The organism is Nonomuraea sp. NPDC050540 (assembly GCF_044457485.1).
Lineage (GTDB): Bacteria > Actinomycetota > Actinomycetes > Streptosporangiales > Streptosporangiaceae > Nonomuraea.
On the sequence record NZ_JBITHA010000022.1, the window covers coordinates 38,691 to 57,596 of the forward strand.

Below are 18,906 nucleotides of genomic sequence, written 5' to 3' on the forward strand. Positions count from 1 at the left end.
GATCGGTTCGTTGACGCGAGCGTGTGATGCCGAAAGGATCACGCTGTGTCGCGCTTATGGTGGTTCGGTGCCTTTCTGGTGGTCGTGTCGAGCCTGGTCAGGCAATGGCTGCCCGCCGATGACGGTCAGACGGTGTTCTGCTCGTGGTCCGGCTTCGAGCCCAGGCCTCCGTGGGAAATGGTCCTGCCCGGTTACCTGCTCTCCGCCGCGAACGCCACCGCCATCGCCACGGCACTGCTGCTCGGCTGGGTCAGCGTCCGGCGTTCCGGCGCCCCGCGTCTCGCCACCACCACGGTCGTCGTCCTGATCGCGCTCACCCACACCCTGCTGCAGGCCGCCCGCGCGGTCAGCTCCCTGCCCGCGGGCGCCGCCTGCTCGATCGACCCCGCCACCTTCGAGACGACGCCCTGGGCGGAGCTCGCCTGGACGCTCGCCCCTGCCGTGCTGGTCCTGTTCGGGGCGCGCGCCGCCCTTGACCTGCCGCGCCTGCCGTGGCGCCCGATCGCGGCGGCCGCCGCGGTGACGGCCGCCGCCGCCTTCGCGGTCTTCCTCGTACGGCTGCCGCCCGCCGAACCCGTGGCGAGCCGTTCCTCCGACGGGACGCCCCGGCACGTCCTGGCGATCACCGGCTCCACCCTCACGGTCGTGGACCTCGACGACGGCGGCACGACCCGCGTCCAGGCGCCGGACCCGGCGTTCTACCGGTTCACCGCGGTCGCCAGAGACGTGACCCCGGGCGCCTACCTGGCCGCGGTCACCACGCGGGGCGACGGCGCGTTCGGCGAGCGGACGTCCCGCGTCCATCGTGTCCGGATGGACGGTGACGGCGGCGCGACCGTCGGCGACCAGGTGGGCGGGGACCTGGAGGGTTGGGTCATGGACCTGGCGGTCTCCGGGACGGGCACGATCGCCTATTCCAGACTCCTGCCCGACCCGCAGGACAGCGGCGAGGTCGCCACGACCGTGGTCGGCCTGATCGGCCAGAAGCGCGAATGGTTGACCCGAGCCCCTCAGGAAGGCCCCTACGGCGCCGGCGGGCTGGCCCTGCACTGGAGGAACACCGGCACCCTCGCCTTCCGCGCGGTCACGGCCGGTGGCGGACCCCACATCGTCGCGCTGGACATCGGCCACCCCGGCGGCGACCTGCTGGCCGCCAGGAAGCTGCACAGATTCGGGTCGCTGATGGACGGCAGCGCGCTCACGCTTCCCGACGGACGCGTGGCGATGTGGACGAGCGACGGCGACTCCTACGGTGAGTCGATCACCGTGGTGGATCTCCCGCGGCTGCGGACGGCCCGGGTGGCCTTCAGTCCGGGCTGCGCGGCCGTCATGGGCTACGGCACGGACCCGTCGGGCCGCCACCTGCTGGTCTCGGTCATGAACACCGATCAGCACGGCATGGAGGGCACGGTGCGCGAGTGCGCCGAGCACCCTGGCGAGCTGTACCGCGTCGACCTCCAGGCGAGCCCGCCGGCCGGGCAGGCCGACCCGGCTCTCCCTCGCCGGCGGGTCTGGCAGGGGGAGGAGCCCCTTACCGCGATCGCCTGGTAGGCCCCGAGCACCTGGGGGATTTCGGACGAACTACGGGAATCGGTGCGATGACTGCCCGGACGGCCGCAGGCAAGATCGCGAACATGAGACGCACCTCTGCCGTCATCGTCGTCCTGCTCTTAGCCGGCTTCCTGGGCCTGCCCGTTCCCGCCCAGGCCGCGGCCACCGGACGGGCGCTCACCGACACCGAACTCGCCCAGATCAGCCCCCTGCGCTACCACGAGACCCTCGGCGACCGCGACGACGTCGCCGCCAGGTTCCCCGTGGTCAAGACGACCCTGAACGACCTCCTGGCCCCCGGGGGTCATGCGGCAAGGCCGCTCTGCCACGGCGCGGCCTGGAACAACGGGACCAACCTGCAGGCGAACATCGCCTACACCGGCAACTGCTGGGACGCGACCGACACCACCACCGCCAACTGGTACCCCCAGGGCATGACCGGCAGCGGCGACGCCATGAACGGCTCGGTGAACTACCCGCCGTGCCCCGGCTGTCCCGGCAGGAAGATCACCGCGGTCAGCTGGCGCAACGGGACCTTCCCCGCGAACGCGGTCCCGCGCTGGCAGGCGAACCAGCTGGCCAGGGTGAGCTTCACCGGCTTCTCCGGCGCGACGGCGGAGAACTACCGCCACGCCCTGCTCGTCGAGCCCGACGGCTCGGCCGAGGGGTTCCGTGAGATCAACAGCCACGCCGACGGTCTCACGTGGTACGGCAACAAGCTGTTCCTGTTCGCCGGAGGCGACCCGGCCGGGCGGGTCATCCGCGTCTTCGACCTCACCCAGTTCTGGCGGATGAACTCCACCTCCTCCGGCAACGTCGGCTGCGTGGGCGGGGTCTGCTCCGCGGCCTGGTCGAGCTTCGCGCTGCCGCAGATCGGCTACTACCAATTCCGGGACGCGGGCGGCTGCGCCGGTGTCACCGGGCCGCGGCCCTGCTTCAGCGGAGTCTCCCTCGACAGGTCGGGCGTCGACAGCCTGATCACGGTGGAGCACGTGCAGGCCGCCTCCGGACGGGTCGTCCGCTGGCCGCTCGACTTCGTCACCGCCCGGCTGGGAGAGGACGCCGACGGCCTGGTCCGGCCCCGGGAGGCCTGGTTCAGCCCGGTGTGGGACATGCAGGGCGCGGTGTTCTACAACGACATGGGCGTCATGGAAGGTCTGTGCCCGAACGGCTACCCCGCGGTCTCCTACATGCCGCACGTCACCGTGGGTGGGGTGTCCCAGTCGATCGTCAGCACCGGCGGCACGCAGTACCGCAAATCATGCCTGCACCAGGTGATCATCTCGGCGGACCGATCGCGGATCACCACCAGCTATCTGACCACCGCGCCCGGCAACGCGCAGAACCTGTCCTTCTGGCCGGCCAGCAATGAGCTGTGGCTGGTCAACGAGTACCGCGGTGACACCACCGGCTCCTACGGCAGCAACCGGCAGGTGTTGTCGCTCACCTGCGTCAACCTCGTGTGCTGACTCTGGGCCTGTCCGCGCCGGTCGCGTGAGCGTACGGTGACAGAACGCCTCGGGAATCGCTTGAGCCCGCAGGCGCGCTAGGGACCCGGGCCGCACGGCCCTGGGCGTCGAAGGGGCTCACCCGCCCCTCGGTGATTGGCGGGTGGGCCCTTATCGGGCGGCGGCTCTGGTTTCGGCGTGGCTTCTGCGGGAGAGTAAGCCCGAAATCGGCCTACGAGGAGGCGGGCAGTGCGGCTCGGATTCAGTATCGGCACTCTCGGTCCCGTGGCGGCCGGTCATGATGCCCAGGTGGCTCTGGTACGTGAGGCGGAGCGGCTCGGCTACGACTCGGCGTGGGCCTCGGAGGGCTACGGGGTCGATCCGGCGACCACCCTGGCCTGGCTGGCGGCCGGTACCGAGCGGATCGGGCTGGGCACGGGCGTGATCCAGGTGACGGGGCGCACCGCGATCTCGGCGGCCATGGCGGCGACCACGGTCGACCGGGTGTCGGGCGGGCGGTTCCTGCTCGGGCTCGGCGCGTCGGGCCCGCAGGTGGCCGAGGGCTGGCACGGGCAGAGGTACGCGCGGCCGCTGGCCCACTTACGCGACTATGTGGCCGTGGTCCGCAAGGCACTGGAGGGACGGCCGGTCGAGCACCCGGGGCCGGAGATCGTGCTGCCGCTGCCGGACAGCCGGGGCAAGGCGCTGAGCATGACCGTTTCGCCCACGCGGCAGCCGTTGCCCATCCATCTGGCGGCCATGGGGCCCAAGGCGGTGGAACTGGCCGGGGAGATCGCCGACGGGTGGCTGCCGATCCATTTCCCGCCCGAGCACCTCGCCGAGACGATGACGCACCTGCGGTCCGGGGCGGCCCGCGCCGGACGGGACGTGGCCGAGGTGGAGGTCTCGCCGATGGTCATGGCCATGGTGGACGACGACGCCGACTACGCCCGTGACCTGATCCGGCCGATGCTGGCGCTGTACCTGGGCGGGATGGGCACGCGAGGGGTCAACTTCTACAACCGGCTCGCGCATCGGCTCGGGTTCGGATCGGCGGCGGGACGGGTGCGGGACGCCTACTTCGACGGTGACCTGGGCGAGGCGATGGAGGAGGTCCCCGACGATCTCGTCGACGCCCTGGCCTTGTGCGGCACGCCCGATCGGGTACGCGAGCGGCTGGCGGCCTACCGCAAGGCGGGCGCCACCCGGCTGATCGTCGGCCTGAACGCGCCCACCGTGGACGACCGCGCCGAACAACTCGGCTGGCTGGCCGAACTCAACACGTGACCGGGCGGGCGCGGGCCCGTGACGGAGCCCGCGCCCGGCCGGGGTCAGGCCGTGGCCGGTGCCTGGGGGAGTTCGCGCATCCGGGGGATCGGCGACATCGCCAGCACGATCATCGGCACGACCGCGCCGATCACCGCCGCCACCAGCACCACCGGCCGCATCCCCACGGCCTGGCCGAGGAACCCGGCCACCAGCGCGCCCAGCGGCGCGGGCACCAGCCCCATCGCCCAGATGGTCGCGATGACCCGTCCCATGAGCTCCCGGGGCGTGGCCGACTGCAGCACGGTGATGTTGTTGACCACGAACACCTGCGTGCACAACCCGACCAGCAGCTGCGAGAACGCCAGCATCGCGATCGCCAGCCACACCGGCCCCCCGGCCAGCGGCACCAGGATCAGCGCGCTGTTGCCGATCACCGTGGACCAGAACATGGTGGGCCCAGGCCCCGCCCCCTTCATGAGCCGCACCGACAACCACGCTCCGGCCACCGCCCCGACCCCGCCGACGGCCAGCACGGCCCCGACCCAACCGGCGGGCACCCCGGCCCCGTCGATCACGTACGGGATGTAGAGCGTCTGCAGGATGCCGATGTCGAAGAAGGAGTAGACCGCGCTGGCGATGGCCAGCGGGCGGACGACCGGGTGGCTCATCACCCATCCGAACCCCGCGCGGATGGCCGCGATCATGCTGCCGCCCTCGTCGGGCGGCGGCGGGTCCTCGCGCTTGCGGATGGAGATCAGGCAGAGCGCCGACAGGACGTAACTGATCGCGTCCACCAGGATGACCAGCGGCGCCGAGCGGGTGGCGATGAGGAACCCGGCCAGGCTGGGCCCGACCGCCTTGGAGACCGAGTCGCTGAGCTGCAGCTTGCTGTTGCCGTCACCGAGGTGCTCGGGGGCCACCAGCACCGGCAGGTACGACCGGTAGGCGATCTCGAAGAGCACCCCGAACACGCCCATCACGAGCACGACCACGTACAGCCACCACAGCGTCAGCATGTCCATGACGAACAGCACCGGCACGGTCGCCAGCATGAGCGCGCGGATGACGTCGCTCCAGATGAGCACGGGACGGCGCCGCATCCGGTCCACCCAGACGCCCACGACGAAGAACAGCACCATGGGCAGCCTGGACAGCGCGCCGAGCACGCCCATCTCGGCGACGGAGGCGTGCAGCCACAGGTACGCGACGATCGGCATGGCGAGCACCGTCACCTGGGAGCCGACCAGTGACAGGCTCTCGCCGCTCCATAGCTTGAGGAAGTCGCGGTTCTTCCACAGCGTCGCGGGCGGCTCAGTCGTGGGGGGTGATGCCATGGTCGATGCTGCTCCTCAATTCGGCGGCCGCCAGGGCGACCCGGGGCTCGTACATGACGGTGAAACGCTCGCCGTGGATGGGCGAGATGCGCAGGCGGCCGGTGACGACGTCGCTCCATCCCATGTCGTCGGGCGGGACGCCCTCGGCGGCGGGCGAGAACAACAGGACGTCCCCGTCGTAGGGGGCGTGCCGGAAGTGGCCGACGGCGTGCGCGTTGGCGCGGAAGACGTCGACGAAGCGGCGGGCCTGGCGCAGGTCGGCGGTGTCGGGCTGCAGGGTGTCGGCGCGGGCGGCGGCGTCGATCACGGCCAGCAGCCGCTCGTCCGGGCTCATCCGGTGCAGGTCGTCGAGGTCGACCTGCACCTTGCCGCCGGCGAGGGCGTGGGTGAGCAGGACGGCGTCGTCCTCGAGCGAGGCGCGCAGCACCGGCTCGCCGGCGTCGGAGTAGAACAGGACGAGGAGCGGCACCTCCTCGCCCATCTCCCGCAGCCGGCGGGCGGTCTCCAGGGCGATGTTGCCGCCGATGCAGTACCCGCCCAGCACGTACGGGCCGTGCGGCCGGAGCTTGAGCAGGTGGGCGGTGTAGTCGTCGACCATCTCCGCCAGCGTGGCGTGCGGCTCCTCGCCGGGGGACAGGCCTGCCGCCTGGATGGCGTAGACGGGCTGGTCGGAGCCGAGGTGGCGGGTCAGCGGCAGGTAGCGGAAGACCTGGCCGCCCAGTGCGTGGAACAGGAAGATCGGGTCGCGCTCGCCGGTGGGCCGCAGCGGCACGATCCGTTCGGGGGCGCCGTCGTTGTCCTGGGGACGGCGCAGCTCGACGGCGAGCTGGGCGACGGTCGGCGCGGTGAGCACGGTCGACAGCGGCACGTCGCGGCCCAGCTCCTTGCGCAGCCGCATGGTCAGGCGCAGGGCCAGCAGCGAGTGGCCGCCGAGGGCGAAGAAGTCGTCGTGCACGCCGACGTCGTCGACGCCGAGCGTCTCCTCCCACAGCGTGCCCAGCTTGGCCTCGAACGGGTCGCGCGGCGGCATGTACGGCGCCCGCCCGGCGTCACCGGGCTCCGGCAGGGCGGCACGGTCGAGCTTGCCGTTGGCGGTGACCGGCAGCGCGTCGAGGCGTACCCAGGTGGCCGGGACCATGTGCTCGGGCAGCTTCTCGCGCAGCGCCGGGGTGAGATCGGGCAGGTCGCCGCCCTCGGGGACGACGTAGCCGACCAGCCGTTCGCCGCGCAGCACGACGACGGCGGCGCGTACGGCCGGATCGGCGGCCAGCAGCCCCTCGATCTCGCCGAGCTCCACCCGCTGGCCGCGGATCTTGACCTGGAAGTCGGTCCTGCCGAGGTACTGGACCTCGCCGGTGGGCAGCCAGCGGGCCACGTCGCCGGTGCGGTACAGGCGTTCGCCAGGCGGGCCGTACGGGTCGGGGACGAACCGTTCGGCGGTGAGCTCCGGCCGGTTGACGTAGCCGCGGGCGAGCTGGACGCCGCCCAGGCACAGCTCGCCCGGGGTGCCGACGGGGACCCGGTGGCCGTCGGCGCCGAGGACCTCCAGGCGGGTGTTGGCGACGGGCCGGCCGATGGGCACCAGCCGTTCGCCCGGCTCGCAGGGATGCCAGGTGACGTCGACGGCCGCCTCCGTGGGGCCGTACAGATTGTGCAGCTCGGTCTGGGGGAGGCGCTCGTGGCAGCGCGCGGCGAGCTCGGCCCCGAGCGCCTCGCCGGAGCAGATGAGGCGGCGCAGCGCCGGCAGGGCGGGCTCGTCGAGGAACAGCTCCAGCATGGACGGCACGAAATGCATGGTGGTGACGTCGAAGGCGGCCAGGCGGGCACTGTCGCGGTGGGCGCCAGGCTCGGCGACCACCAGCCCGGCGCCGACCATGAGCGGCCAGAACAGTTCCCACACCGAGACGTCGAACGACAGCGGCGTCTTGTGCAGCACCCTCTCGTCCGCGCCCAGCCCGAACGCCTCCTGCATCCACCGCAGCCGGTTGACGATCGCCCGGTGGGAGACGCCGACCCCCTTGGGCCGGCCGGTGGAGCCGGAGGTGAAGATCACGTACGCCAGCGCGTCGGGATGCACGCGCGGCGGCGCGGAGGCGAGGGCGGGGACGGGCCCGTCGAGCGGGAGGGCGACGCCGTCCGGTAGCGAGGACGTTCCCGCCGGACCGGTCAGCACCGTGCGCGCCCGCGCGTCCTCGATCATGTACGCCAGCCGCTCCGGCGGCAGATCGGGCTCCAGCGGCAGGTAGGCGGCCCCGGCGCCGAGCACTCCGAGCAGCGCGGGCAGCAGGTCGGGCCCGCGTTCGAGGCAGACGCCCACGACGTCGCCCGGCCGCGTACCGGCGGCGAGCAGCCGGGCCGTGACGGCATCCGCCCGCCCGGCCAGCTCGCCGTAGGTGATCCACGCCCCGTCGTAGCCGACGGCGGGCGCGCCGGGCGTGCGCGCGGCCTGCTCCCCGATCAGCTCATGGAGCACCCCGCCCGGGTACGGCCGTGCTGTGCCGTTCCACCCGTCGATGGCGGCGGCGTCGAGGGAGAGGTAGGGATCGGCGGGTCGCGGATCGGCGGCGGGATCGGCGGCCTGGTCCAGCGCGATGAGATAGAACTCACCGATCCGCCCGATCTGCTCAGCGCCGAACTGGGCCCGGTCATAGGTGAGGGTCAGGTCGAATCCGCCGTGCTCACGCGAGCGGCTGAACGCGGCCGCGAACGGCACGTCGGTCTGCTCGAAGAACTCCTGGCCGACGATCTCGATCCCGGGCAGCTCGCGGTAGACGTGGAAGTCGCGGAAGTCGAACAACACGTCCAGCAGCGGGGAACGGCCCGCCGCCCGCTGGATCTCGAACAGCGGATACCGCCGGTGCGGCAGCAGCGCCACCTCCGCGTCGAACACCCCGCGCGCCAGCTCCGCCCAGGTCGGGGCGTTCACGTCCAGGCGCAGCGGCACGGTGTTGAGGAACAGGCCGAGGACCTCCTCACCGGCCTCGCTCTCCGGACGGCTGTGGGTGACCAGGCCGGTCATCACCTCGTTCTCGCCGGTGAGCAGGGCGAGCACGCGCAGGTGGGCGGCGAGCAGCAGGGTGCGCAACGGCACCGCCAGCTCTCTGGCCGCCGCGCCGAGCCGTTCCAGCAGTTCCGCCGCCAGCGGCAGCCGCAGTTCCTCCGCCCCCGGCTCGCCGTGCTCGCCGGGCAGGCGGGGCAGCCGGGTGTCGGGGGCGCCGGCCACCTGGGCGTGCCAGAAGCCGCGCGTCTCGGGCGCGGCCACCGCGGCGCGCTCGGCGGCCACCAGTTCGCGGAAGGCCGCGGCGGGCGGGGTGAGCGGCAGCCGTTCACCGCTCAGTTGCCCGTGGTAGCGCTGGAGCAGCTCGGTGACCAGGGACGCCACGCTCCACCCGTCGAGGATGGCGTGGTGGAAGCTCAGGCTGAACGCGAACAGCTCACCGGGCAGCACATGCACGTGCGCGCGGGCCAGCGGCGGCGAGGCCCAGTCGAACGGCCGCCGCTTCTCCGCCTCCGACCACGCGGCCAGCCGCCCGGCGGCCGCCGGATCGCCCGACAGGTCCGTCACCTCCAGCGGCAGCGTGGCCGTACGGTGCACGAGCTGCAACGGCTCGCTGAACCCGCTCACGTCGATCGAGGTGCGCAGGACGGGATGCCGGGCGGTCACCTCGGCCAGCGCCCCCTCGAACGCCCCGGCGTCGAACCGGCCGCGCAAGGTGATCGTGGTCAGGTCGTGGTAGGTGGCCGCATCCGGCTCGTACGCGCTGTGGTAGAGCATTCCCGCCTGCAGCGCGGCCAGAGGATAGGCGTCCTCCAGGCCGCGTGCGGCTCCCGTCGTCACGGTCATCGCGCCTCGCCTTCCAGCAGTCGTGCCAGGTCCTCGGGATTGAGCAGGCCGAACGGCGTCTCGGGCGCCTCGGGTGGTTCGGCCGCCGGTGCGGGCAGGAGCCGTCCGGCCAGATCTCTGACGGTCTGGTGGAGGAAGAGTTGCTCCAGCCGGACCGCGTAACCGGCCTCACGCAGGCGGGAGACCACCTTGAGGCTGCGGATGGAGTCGCCGCCTACGGCGAAGAAGTTGTCGTGGGCCGAGACCCGCTCCAGCCCGAGCACTCCCTGCCAGGCGGCGGCGACGGCCCGTTCGGCCGGCCCCTCCGGCTCGGCGTGCGCGGCGGTCTCGGGGGCCCGGGGATCGGGCAGGGCGTTCCTGTCGAGCTTGCCGCTGCGGTTGAGCGGCAGTTCGGCGAGGACGGTCCAGGTCCGGGGGATCATGTGGTCGGGCAGGGTGTCGCGCAGCAGGCGCTCCCAGGTGCCCGCCGCCTCCTCCGTGACCGGGACCACGTATCCGGCCAGGCGCAGCCCTGCGCCGTCCTCGATGGCGCGCACGGCCGCGGCGCGCACGCCGGGCAGGGCCGCCAGGGCCGCCTCGATCTCGCCCGGTTCGACCCGCATGCCGCGGATCTTGACCTGGTGGTCGGACCTGCCGAGGTACTCGATCTCGCCGTCGGGGCGCCATCGGGCCAGGTCGCCGGTGTCGTACAGGCGGCCGCCCGGGGGACCGTACGGGTCGGGGACGAAGCGCTCGGCGGTCAGCGCGGGACGGGCCGCGTACCCCCGGGCGAGTTGCACGCCGCCGATCCACAGCGCGCCCGGGATGCCGACGGGCACGCGGTTCATGCGGGCGTCGAGGATCTCCAGCCGGGTGTTGGCCACCGGCCGCCCGATCGGGATCGTGCCCTCGCCCGCGCGGCACACGTGCCACGACACGTCCACCGCCGCCTCGGTCGGCCCGTACAGGTTGTGCAGGCCGGCGGCGGGCAGCGCGGCGGCGAAGCGGGCGGCCAGGTCGGCGCCGAGCGCCTCCCCCGAGCACACCACGGTGCGCAGCGCGCCGAGCCGCGCCTCCAGCTCGGGCTCGGCCAGGAAGAAGTCGAGCATCGACGGTACGAAATGCACGGTCGTGACCGACTCGCCGGCCATCAGAGCGGCCAGGTGGGCGGGGTCGGCCTGCCCGCCGGGCCGCGCGACGACCAGCCCCGCCCCGGTCAGCAGCGGCCAGAACAGTTCCCACACCGACACGTCGAACGAGAAGGGCGTCTTGTGCAGCACCCGGTCGTCCCCGGTCAGCCGGAAGGCGTCCTGCATCCAGTCCAGCCGGTTCACGATCGCCCGGTGCGAGATCCCCACGCCCTTGGGCCGGCCGGTGGAACCGGAGGTGAAGAGCACGTACGCGAGCGAGTCCGGGTGCGGCCGGATCCCGAGCGGCCCGCCGTCCTCCGCGGCGACGGCCCCGGCGTCGCGATCGAGCAGCACCGCCGCCACGCCGCCGAGACCGGTAGCGGGATCGGTGACGAGATCGGCGAAACGTTCGGCGGAGACGGCCAGCCGGGCGCCCGCGTCGGCCATCATGCCCGCCAGGCGCTCGGCCGGGTGGTCGGGCTCCAGCGGCAGGTACGCCGCCCCGGTGGCGACCACCGCGTGCACGGCGACGACCAGGTCCGCCCCACGCTCCAGGCACACCCCGACGACCTGGCCCGGCCCGGCCCCGAGCGCGCGCAGCCGCCTGGCCAGGCGGTTCACCCGGCCGGTAAACTCGGCGTAGGTGAGCCAGGCCCGGGTTCCGTCCGGAGCCTCGTATCCCAGCGCGGGCGCGTGCGGCGAACGGACCGCCTGCGCGGCCACCAGCTCCGGCAGCGTGCCGTCCGCGACGGGCGTGCCGGTGTCGTTGGCCTGGTGAACGGCGTCGAGCTCGGCCGGGGTGAGCAGGGGCAGGTCGGCGACCGGCCGCTCCGGCTCGGCCACCGCGGCCGTCAGGAAAGCGCGGAAGTGGTCGGCGAAGCGCTCCATCCGGTCGTGCTCGAACAGGTCCGTCGCGTAGTGCAGCACTCCGGTGAGCCGGTCGCCGCCCTCCTCGATCACCAGGTGCAGGTCCGCCTGCGTCACCCCCGGATCGATGTTCAGGGTGCGCAGGGCCAGCCCCGCCACGTCCGGCGGCGCGGGAGGCACGTTCTGGTAGGCCAGCATCACCTGGAACAGCGGGTTGCGGGCCAGGTCACGGTCCTGGGCCAGCTCCTGCACCAGCACCTCGAACGGCAGCTCGGCGTGCTCGTGCCCGTCCAGGACGCGTTCGCGGGTGCGCGCGAGCAGTTCGGCGAAGCTCGGTTCGCCGGACAGGTCGCCGCGCAGCACGAGCGTGTTCAGGAACAGCCCGGCCATCTCCTCCACGTCCGGATGCGCGCGGCCGGAGACCGGGGTGCCGACCGGGATGTCGGCCCGTCCGGTGTAGCGGGCCAGCACCGCCTGGAGCGCGGCCAGCAGCACCATGAACGGCGTCGCCTGCCGTTCCAGCGCCAGCGCGTGCACCGCCGCCGTCGTCGCGGCGTCGATCGGGAACGTCAGCCGCCGCCCGGCCATGCTCGCCGGCCCGTGACGGTGCCGGTCGGCCGGCAGGTCCAGGGAGGCGGGCAGGCCGGCGAGCGCGTCCTTCCAGTACGCCAGGCCGGCCGCCCGCCCGGAGACCCGCGCCCGATGCCAGGCGGCGAAGTCCCGGTAGCCGGCCCTGAGCGCGGGCAGCTCGGCCGGGGCGCCGGTGACCCGTGCGCGGTAGAGCTCCATCAGGTCGCGCAGCAGGATCGACAGGCTCCACCGGTCGGTGATGACGTGGTGCAGGGTGAGGTACAGCTCGTGCTCGGCCGGGCCGCGCCGTACCAGGGCGGCCCGCGCCAGCGGACCTTCGGCCAGGTCGAAGCGGTGACGCGCCTCCTCCAGCCCCACGTCAGGACCTTCTCGCACGGTCAGCCGCGCCCTCCGGGCGCCCTCGCGCAGGGCGGGTTCGCCGTCGTCGGCCACGATGACCAGGCGCAGGGCCTCGTGCCTGGCCACCAGGTCGTCGAAGGCGGCGCTCAGCGCGGCCACGTCCAGCGGTCCGGTCAGCCGCTCGGCCCAGGCGACGTTGTAGGCGGGGTTGCCGGGGTCCAGCTGGTCGAGGAACCAGAGGCGGGCCTGCGCGTGGGAGGGCCGCGCGACGGCCTGCCCGGCGAGGGGGATGCCTCCGGTGACGGCCCCGCCGGAGGGGAGGAGCGGGGCCAGGCCCGCGATCGTCGGGGTCGCGAAGCAGCGGCGCAGCGTCACGTCCGCGCCGTGGGCCTCCCTGAGCCTGACCACCAGGCGCATGGCCAGCAGGGAGTGGCCGCCCAGGGTGAAGAAGTCGTCCTCGACGCCGAAGTCGCCGCGGTCAAGCAGTTCGCTCCAGAGGGCGTGCAGGACGTGTTCCGCGGGGGTGCGCGGTGGGGTGAACGTGGTGGTGGTGGTGTTTTGGGGTGGGGGGAGGGCGGCGCGGTTGAGTTTGCCGCTGGGCAGGACGGGGAGGTCGGTGACGGTGACGAAGGCGGTGGGGATCATGGCGTCGGGCAGGCGGGCGCGCAGGTGTGCGCGGAGTTCTGTTTCTTGGGTGGTGCCGGTGGTGTAGGCGACGAGGCCGCGTCCGCCGGGGGCGTCGTCGCGTACGGCTATGACGGCTCGTCGTACGGTGGGGTGTTCGCTGAGGACGGCGGCGACCTCGTCGAGTTCGATGCGCACGCCGCGCACCTTCACCTGGTCGTCGAGACGGCCGAGGCATTCGAGGGTTCCGTCGGGGCGCCAGCGGGCCAGGTCGCCGGTGCGGTAGAGGCGGCCGCCGGGCGGGCCGAAGGGGTCGGGCACGAAGCGCTCGGCGGTCAGCGCGGCCCGGCCGTGGTAGCCGCGGGTCACCCCGGCGCCGCCGAGCAGCAGCTCACCCGGCACGCCCACCGGGACCGGACGCAGATCGTCGTCCACCACATAGGTCGTGGTGTTGGCGACCGGGCGGCCGATCGAGCCGCCCCTGCCGTCGGTGACGTGGAGCCTGGTGGACCACACGGTGGTCTCGGTCGGGCCGTACAGGTCCCACAGCTCGTCGGTGACGGTGAGCAGGCGCGCGGCCAGCGGGCCGGGAAGCGCCTCGCCCGAGCTGACCACCCGCGGGACCCGGTGGGCCAGCGCGGGCAGCAACCCCTCCAGCACGGAGGGAGTGGCCTGGACGGTGTGCAGGTCGCCGTTCCGGAGGAGTTCGTGGACGTCTTCGATGGCGGTGACCGAGCCGACGACGACCGTGCCGCCGCTGACCAGCGGTCCGAAGATCTCGGCCATCGAGATGTCGAACGACACCGACGTCAGGAACAGGTAGCGCGCGCCGGGCGCCAGGCCGGGGCTTTCGCGCAGGTCGCAGAGCAGATTGACCAGACCCCTGTGCGGCACCACCACGCCTTTGGGCCGGCCGGTGGAGCCGGAGGTGTAGATCAGGTACGCGCACTGGTCCGGATGGAACGCGGGCTCCGCCACGGGAGCGGCCCTCCCGATGCCCTCGTCGAGCAGGAGCACGCGCGCGGCCGCCGGCAGACTGTCCCTGAGCGAGGTGACGGTGACCGTCAGGGCGGCGCCGGAGTCGTCGAGGATCTGCCGCTGCCGTTCGGGCGGGTAGCCGGGATCCATGGGGACGAAGCTGCCGCCGGACTTGAGCACGCCCAGCAACGCCACCACCACGTCCGGGTGCCGGGGCAGGCAGACGGCGACCCTGTCCTCGCGGCCGACGCCGAGCGCCCGCAGTTCCGCGGCCAGGTCGTCCGCGCGCGACTCCAGCTCGGCGTAGGTCAGCGAGACGCCGTCCCGGCCCTCGACCGCGGTGGCCTCGGGGGTGCGGGCGGCCTGCTCGGCCACCAGGTGGTGGATGCCGCCTTCCGGGTACGGCCGCGCGGTCTCGTTCCAGGCGCGCAGGGTGTTCCCGAGCTCGGCCGCGTCCATGAGCGGCAGCTCCGACAGCCGCAGGCCGGGATCGGCGACCGCCGCCCCCAGCAAGGTGCGCAGATGCGTGGTCAGGCGCCGCGCGCGGTCCTCGTCGAACAGATCGGTGGCGTAGTCGAGCACGCACACCAGCGACCCGTCCGCGCGCTCCTCCACGATGAAGTCCAGATCGAACATGGCGGTCCCGGAGCGCACGCCCAGCCGCTCCAGGCGCAGCCCGCGCGGACCGCCGGGCGGCGCCTGCGGCACGTTCTGGTAGGCGAGCATCACCTGGAAGAACGGGTTGCGGGACAGGTCCCGCCCGCTGGAAAGTTCCTCCACCAGCGTCTCGAACGGCAGGCCCGCATGCTCGAACGCGGCCAGCGTCCGCTCCTTGGTCCGCCGTACCAGCTCGGCGAAGTCAGGGTCGCCGGACAGGTCGCCGCGCAGCACCACCGTGTTCAGGAACAGCCCGACGGTCTGGTCCAGGGAGGGATGCGGCCGGGCCGACATCGGCGTGCCGACCGGGATGTCGGCCCGGCCGGTGTAGCGGGCGAGCAGCGCCTGCAGCGCGGCGACGAGGACCATGAACGGGGTGGCGCGCTGCCCGGCGGCCAGCTCGCGCAACCCGGTGGCCAGGGTGTCGTCCAGCTCGAACACCAGGCGGCGGCCCCGGTTCGACTGCATGGGCGGGCGCGGCCGGTCGGCCGGCAGGTCGAGCACGTCGGGCAGGTCGTCGAGGGCCTTGCGCCAGTAGTCCAGGTCGCCTTCCCCGGACGGCCGGCCCTGCTGCCAGGCCACGTAGTCGGCGTACTCCACCGGCCGCTCGGGCATCGGTTCACCGGAGTAGAGCCGGAAGAGGTCGCCGAACAGGATCTCCACCGACCAGCGGTCGGCCAGGATGTGGTGCAGGGTCAGGAACAGACGGTGTTCCCGAGGCGCCACGCGCACCAGGCGGGCCCTGGTCAGCGGTCCGGCGCTCAGGTCGAAGGCGAAGCGGGCCTCTTCGCGGGCGACGGCGTCGGCCTCCCCGGCCGGCATCGTCTCGACGCTCAACGCGGGGCGGAGATGGCCGGGAGCCTGGCGGGGCTCGCCGTCGCGGGTCTCGATCACGTGGCCGAGGATCGGATGCCGGTCCACGAGCGCGTCGAACGCCTTGGCCAGCGCGGCGGCGTCCAGGTCGCCCTCGATCCGGTACGCCCACGACAAGGTGTAGGCGGGGTTGCCCGGGTCGAGCTGGTCGACCACCCACAGGCGGCGCTGGGCGGCCGACAGGGCCCCGGCGTCCGAGGCCGGGCGGGGCGGGATGGACGACGCCCCCTTGTCCGCCGCCCGGGTGCGGGCGAGGCGGGCCTCCAGCGCGGCGCGCCGTTCCGGGCTGAGCCCGGCCAGCCGCGCGCGTACCCCGTTCCCGTCGCTCACTGCTCCTCCTCCAGGAGATCCAGCAGGTCGGCATCCGTGAGTCCCTCTTCGAGCACCGCGAGCGCCTGCTCCTCGACGGTCGTGGCGTCGAAGCAGCGCCGCAGCGGCAGCTCCACGCCGAACTCCTCGTCGATCCGGCCGATGAGGCGGACCACCAGCAGTGAGTGGCCGCCCAGGGCGAAGAAGTCGTCGGTCATCCCGACGCGCTCGCGGCCGAGCAACTCGGCCCAGATCCTGGCGATGCCCTCCTCCATCGGGGTGCGCGGTGGGGTGAACGTGGTGGTGGTGGTGTTTTGGGGTGGGGGGAGGGCGGCGCGGTTGAGTTTGCCGCTGGGCAGGACGGGGAGGTCGGTGACGGTGACGAAGGCGGTGGGGATCATGGCGTCGGGCAGGCGGGCGCGCAGGTGTGCGCGGAGTTCTGTTTCTTGGGTGGTGCCGGTGGTGTAGGCGACGAGGCCGCGTCCGCCGGGGGCGTCGTCGCGTACGGCTATGACGGCTCGTCGTACGGTGGGGTGTTCGCCGAGGACGGCGGCGACCTCGTCGAGTTCGATGCGCACGCCGCGCACCTTCACCTGGTCGTCGAGACGGCCGAGGCATTCGAGGGTTCCGTCGGGGCGCCGGCGGGCCAGGTCGCCGGTGCGGTAGAGGCGGCCGCCGGGCGGGCCGAAGGGGTCGGGCACGAAGCGTTCGGCGGTCAGCGCGGCCCGGCCGTGGTAGCCGCGGGTCACTCCGGCGCCGCCGAGCAGCAGCTCACCCGGCACGCCCACCGGGACCGGACGCAGGTCGCGGTCGACCACGTACGCGCTCGTGTTGGCCACCGGCGCGCCGATGAGCATCGTGGCGGGGGAGTGCGGCACCCGGTACGCCGTCGACCAGATCGTCGTCTCCGTGGGCCCGTAGAAGTTCCACAGCTCGTCGGTGACCGTGAGCAGGCGCGCGGCCAGGCCGAGGGGCAGCGGCTCGCCGCCGAGGATCACGCGGGGGAGCCCGGACGGCAGGTGCTCGACCGCCAGGCTCGCCACCGACGGCGTGAGCTGGACCAGGTCCGCGTCCTCGGCCGCCCGGCGGAGCTCCTTGGGCGTGCGGGCGGCGTCCTCGGGAGCGATCACGAGCGTCCCACCGGACAGCAGCGGCGTGAAGATCTCCAGCGCCGCGATGTCGAACGAGAGCGAGGTCATGTACAGCGCGCTGCCGCCGCCCAGCCGCCGGATCACCTCGGTGACCAGGTTGACCACGCCGCGATGCGGCACCTGCACGCCTTTGGGGCGGCCGGTGGAGCCGGAGGTGTAGATCGTGTACGCCAGATGGTCCGGCCGCACCGGCGGCAGCGGCCCGGCGCTCCCGGAGACCTGGTCGAGCAGCAGCTCCGGGGGACGCTGCGCCGGCAGCCGGTCGAGGTGGGCGGAGTCCGTGAGCAGCAGGGCGGCGCCGGAGTCGGCCAGCAGATACGCCAGCCGTTCCACCGGGTACGCCGCGTCCAGCGGCACATAACACGCGCCCGCCCGCAGCACCGCGAGCAGCGCGACGACCTGGCGCACGCCACGCGGCAGGCACAGCGCCACCCGCGACTCGACCCGAACGCCTTCCGCCACCAGCCGCCCGGCCAGCGCTTCCGTGCGGTCGTCGAGCTCGGCGTAGGTGAGCTCCTCACCGTCCGGCGCGCGCACCGCCACCGCGCCGGGCGTACGCGCCGCCTGCTCGCCGACGAGCTCGTGCAGGGTCTTGTCCGGGTACGGCGCGGCGGTGTCGTTCCACCCGGTCAGCAGCTCGGTCCGCTGAGCGGGCGTCATCAGCGGCAGCTGCGACAGCCGCGTGCCGGGCTCGGCGGCGGCCGCCTCCAGGATCAGCCGGTAGGAGCCGGCCAGGCGCTCGATCGTGCCGGGGTCGAACAGGTCGGTGCTGTACTCGAAGTAGACGCCGGCGCCGTCGGCCGTCCTGACGATGTCCAGGTTCAGGTCCAGCTGGGCGGTGCCGTTCGGGAACTGCCCGCGCGCGCTCATCGGCAGCAGGTTGAAGCCCACCTGGTAGAGCGGTGTGCGGCTGGTGTCACGGACCGGCTGGAGCGCCTCGACCAGCCGGTCGAACGGCACCTCGGCGTGGTCCAGCGCGTCGAGGACGGTCTCGCGCACCCGCTCCAGCAGCGTGCCGAACGACGGGTCCCCGCTCAGGTCGCCGCGCAGCACCAGGGTGTTGATGAACACGCCGAGCACCGGCTCGAACTCCGGCAGGTCGCGCCCGGCCACCGGCGTGCCCACCGCCACGTCCTCCTGGCCCGCGTACCGGGAGAGCAGGGCCTTCAGCGCGGCCAGCAGCACCATGAACAGGGTCGCGCCGCGCCGCTTGGCCAGCGCTTCGAGCTCGTCCACCAGGGCGGCGGGCAGCACCAGATGATGCTCGGCCCCCGCGTGCCCGCGCACCGGCGGCCTGGGCCGGTCGGCCGGCAGCCCGAGATCGGCGGGCAGCCCGGCCAGCCGGTCCCGCCAGTGATCGAGCTGGGCGGCGAGCACCCCCTGTCCGAGGTGCTCGCGCTGCCAGGCGGCGTAGTCGGCGTACTGGACGGGCAGGTCCGGCAGCCGCGCCGGACGGCCCTCGTCGAGGGCCGCGCACAGCTCCCGGATCTCCTCGCCGAGGATGGTTCCCGAGCGGGCGTCGAACACGGCGTGGTGGAACACGGAGATCAGCCGTTGCTCCCCGTCCGGCATGAGCACCAGGTGCGAGCGCCACAACGGCGCCCGGTCCAGTGTGAACGGCTGCCGCGCCGTCGCCACCGCCAGCGCGCCGAACTCGCGCTCGGCCTCCTCCGGCGGCAGCCCACGCAGATCGGTACGGGGCAGCGTGACCGGCATGTCGACCTGGACGATCTGGACGAGGCTCCCGTCCTCGATCGCCAGGGCGGTGCGCAGCGCCTCGTGCCGCTGGACCAGCTCGCCCAGAATCCGCTCGCAACGGTCCGGATCGGTCCGCTCGGGCAGCTTCATGATGGCGTTGATGTGATACGTGGGCGCGCCGGGATCGAGCTGGGCCAGGAACCACAACCGTTCCTGGGCGAACGAGGCGGGGAAAACGTACGTGCCGGTCACCTGGGCCGCTCC

7 protein-coding genes are annotated in these 18,906 nt (G+C 73.2%); 3 read left to right on the forward strand and 4 right to left on the reverse strand.

From position 1 onward, the window contains the following. Window positions 1–45: 45 nt before the first annotated feature. From ACIBI5_RS46735 to ACIBI5_RS46745, 3 genes are all read left to right on the forward strand, one after another. Window positions 46–1,551 (forward strand): hypothetical protein, encoded by a 1,506-nt coding sequence (locus tag ACIBI5_RS46735; protein ID WP_397257132.1) that lies wholly within the window; start codon window positions 46–48, stop codon window positions 1,549–1,551. Between the two features lie 83 nt (window positions 1,552–1,634). After that, window positions 1,635–3,020: a hypothetical protein gene (locus ACIBI5_RS46740; RefSeq protein ID WP_397257134.1), complete on the forward strand. Its 1,386-nt coding sequence runs from the start codon at window positions 1,635–1,637 to the stop codon at window positions 3,018–3,020. 288 nt (window positions 3,021–3,308) lie between these two features. Further along, window positions 3,309–4,286, forward strand: a complete 978-nt coding sequence (locus tag ACIBI5_RS46745) for an LLM class flavin-dependent oxidoreductase (RefSeq protein ID WP_397257135.1) — start codon at window positions 3,309–3,311, stop codon at window positions 4,284–4,286. 44 nt (window positions 4,287–4,330) lie between these two features. Here the strand turns inward: ACIBI5_RS46745 and ACIBI5_RS46750 are convergent, their stop codons facing one another. Genes ACIBI5_RS46750 through ACIBI5_RS46765 form a run of 4 tightly spaced genes read right to left on the reverse strand, consistent with a single transcriptional unit; the run spans window position 4,331 to window position 18,894 of the window. Beyond that, window positions 4,331–5,602, reverse strand: a complete 1,272-nt coding sequence (locus ACIBI5_RS46750; RefSeq protein ID WP_397257137.1) for an MFS transporter — start codon at window positions 5,600–5,602, stop codon at window positions 4,331–4,333. Then, window positions 5,580–9,446, reverse strand: a complete 3,867-nt coding sequence (locus ACIBI5_RS46755) for an amino acid adenylation domain-containing protein (RefSeq protein WP_397257138.1) — start codon at window positions 9,444–9,446, stop codon at window positions 5,580–5,582. Before ACIBI5_RS46755 ends, ACIBI5_RS46750 begins: the two co-directional genes overlap by 23 nt. Further along, the gene (locus tag ACIBI5_RS46760) at window positions 9,443–15,814 is read right to left on the reverse strand and encodes an amino acid adenylation domain-containing protein (RefSeq protein WP_397257140.1); all 6,372 of its coding nucleotides are present in this window, start codon (window positions 15,812–15,814) and stop codon (window positions 9,443–9,445) included. The genes ACIBI5_RS46755 and ACIBI5_RS46760 overlap by 4 nt, the downstream gene beginning before the upstream one ends. Beyond that, the gene (locus tag ACIBI5_RS46765; protein ID WP_397257142.1) at window positions 15,811–18,894 is read right to left on the reverse strand and encodes an amino acid adenylation domain-containing protein; all 3,084 of its coding nucleotides are present in this window, start codon (window positions 18,892–18,894) and stop codon (window positions 15,811–15,813) included. The genes ACIBI5_RS46760 and ACIBI5_RS46765 overlap by 4 nt, the downstream gene beginning before the upstream one ends. Window positions 18,895–18,906 lie beyond the last annotated feature (12 nt).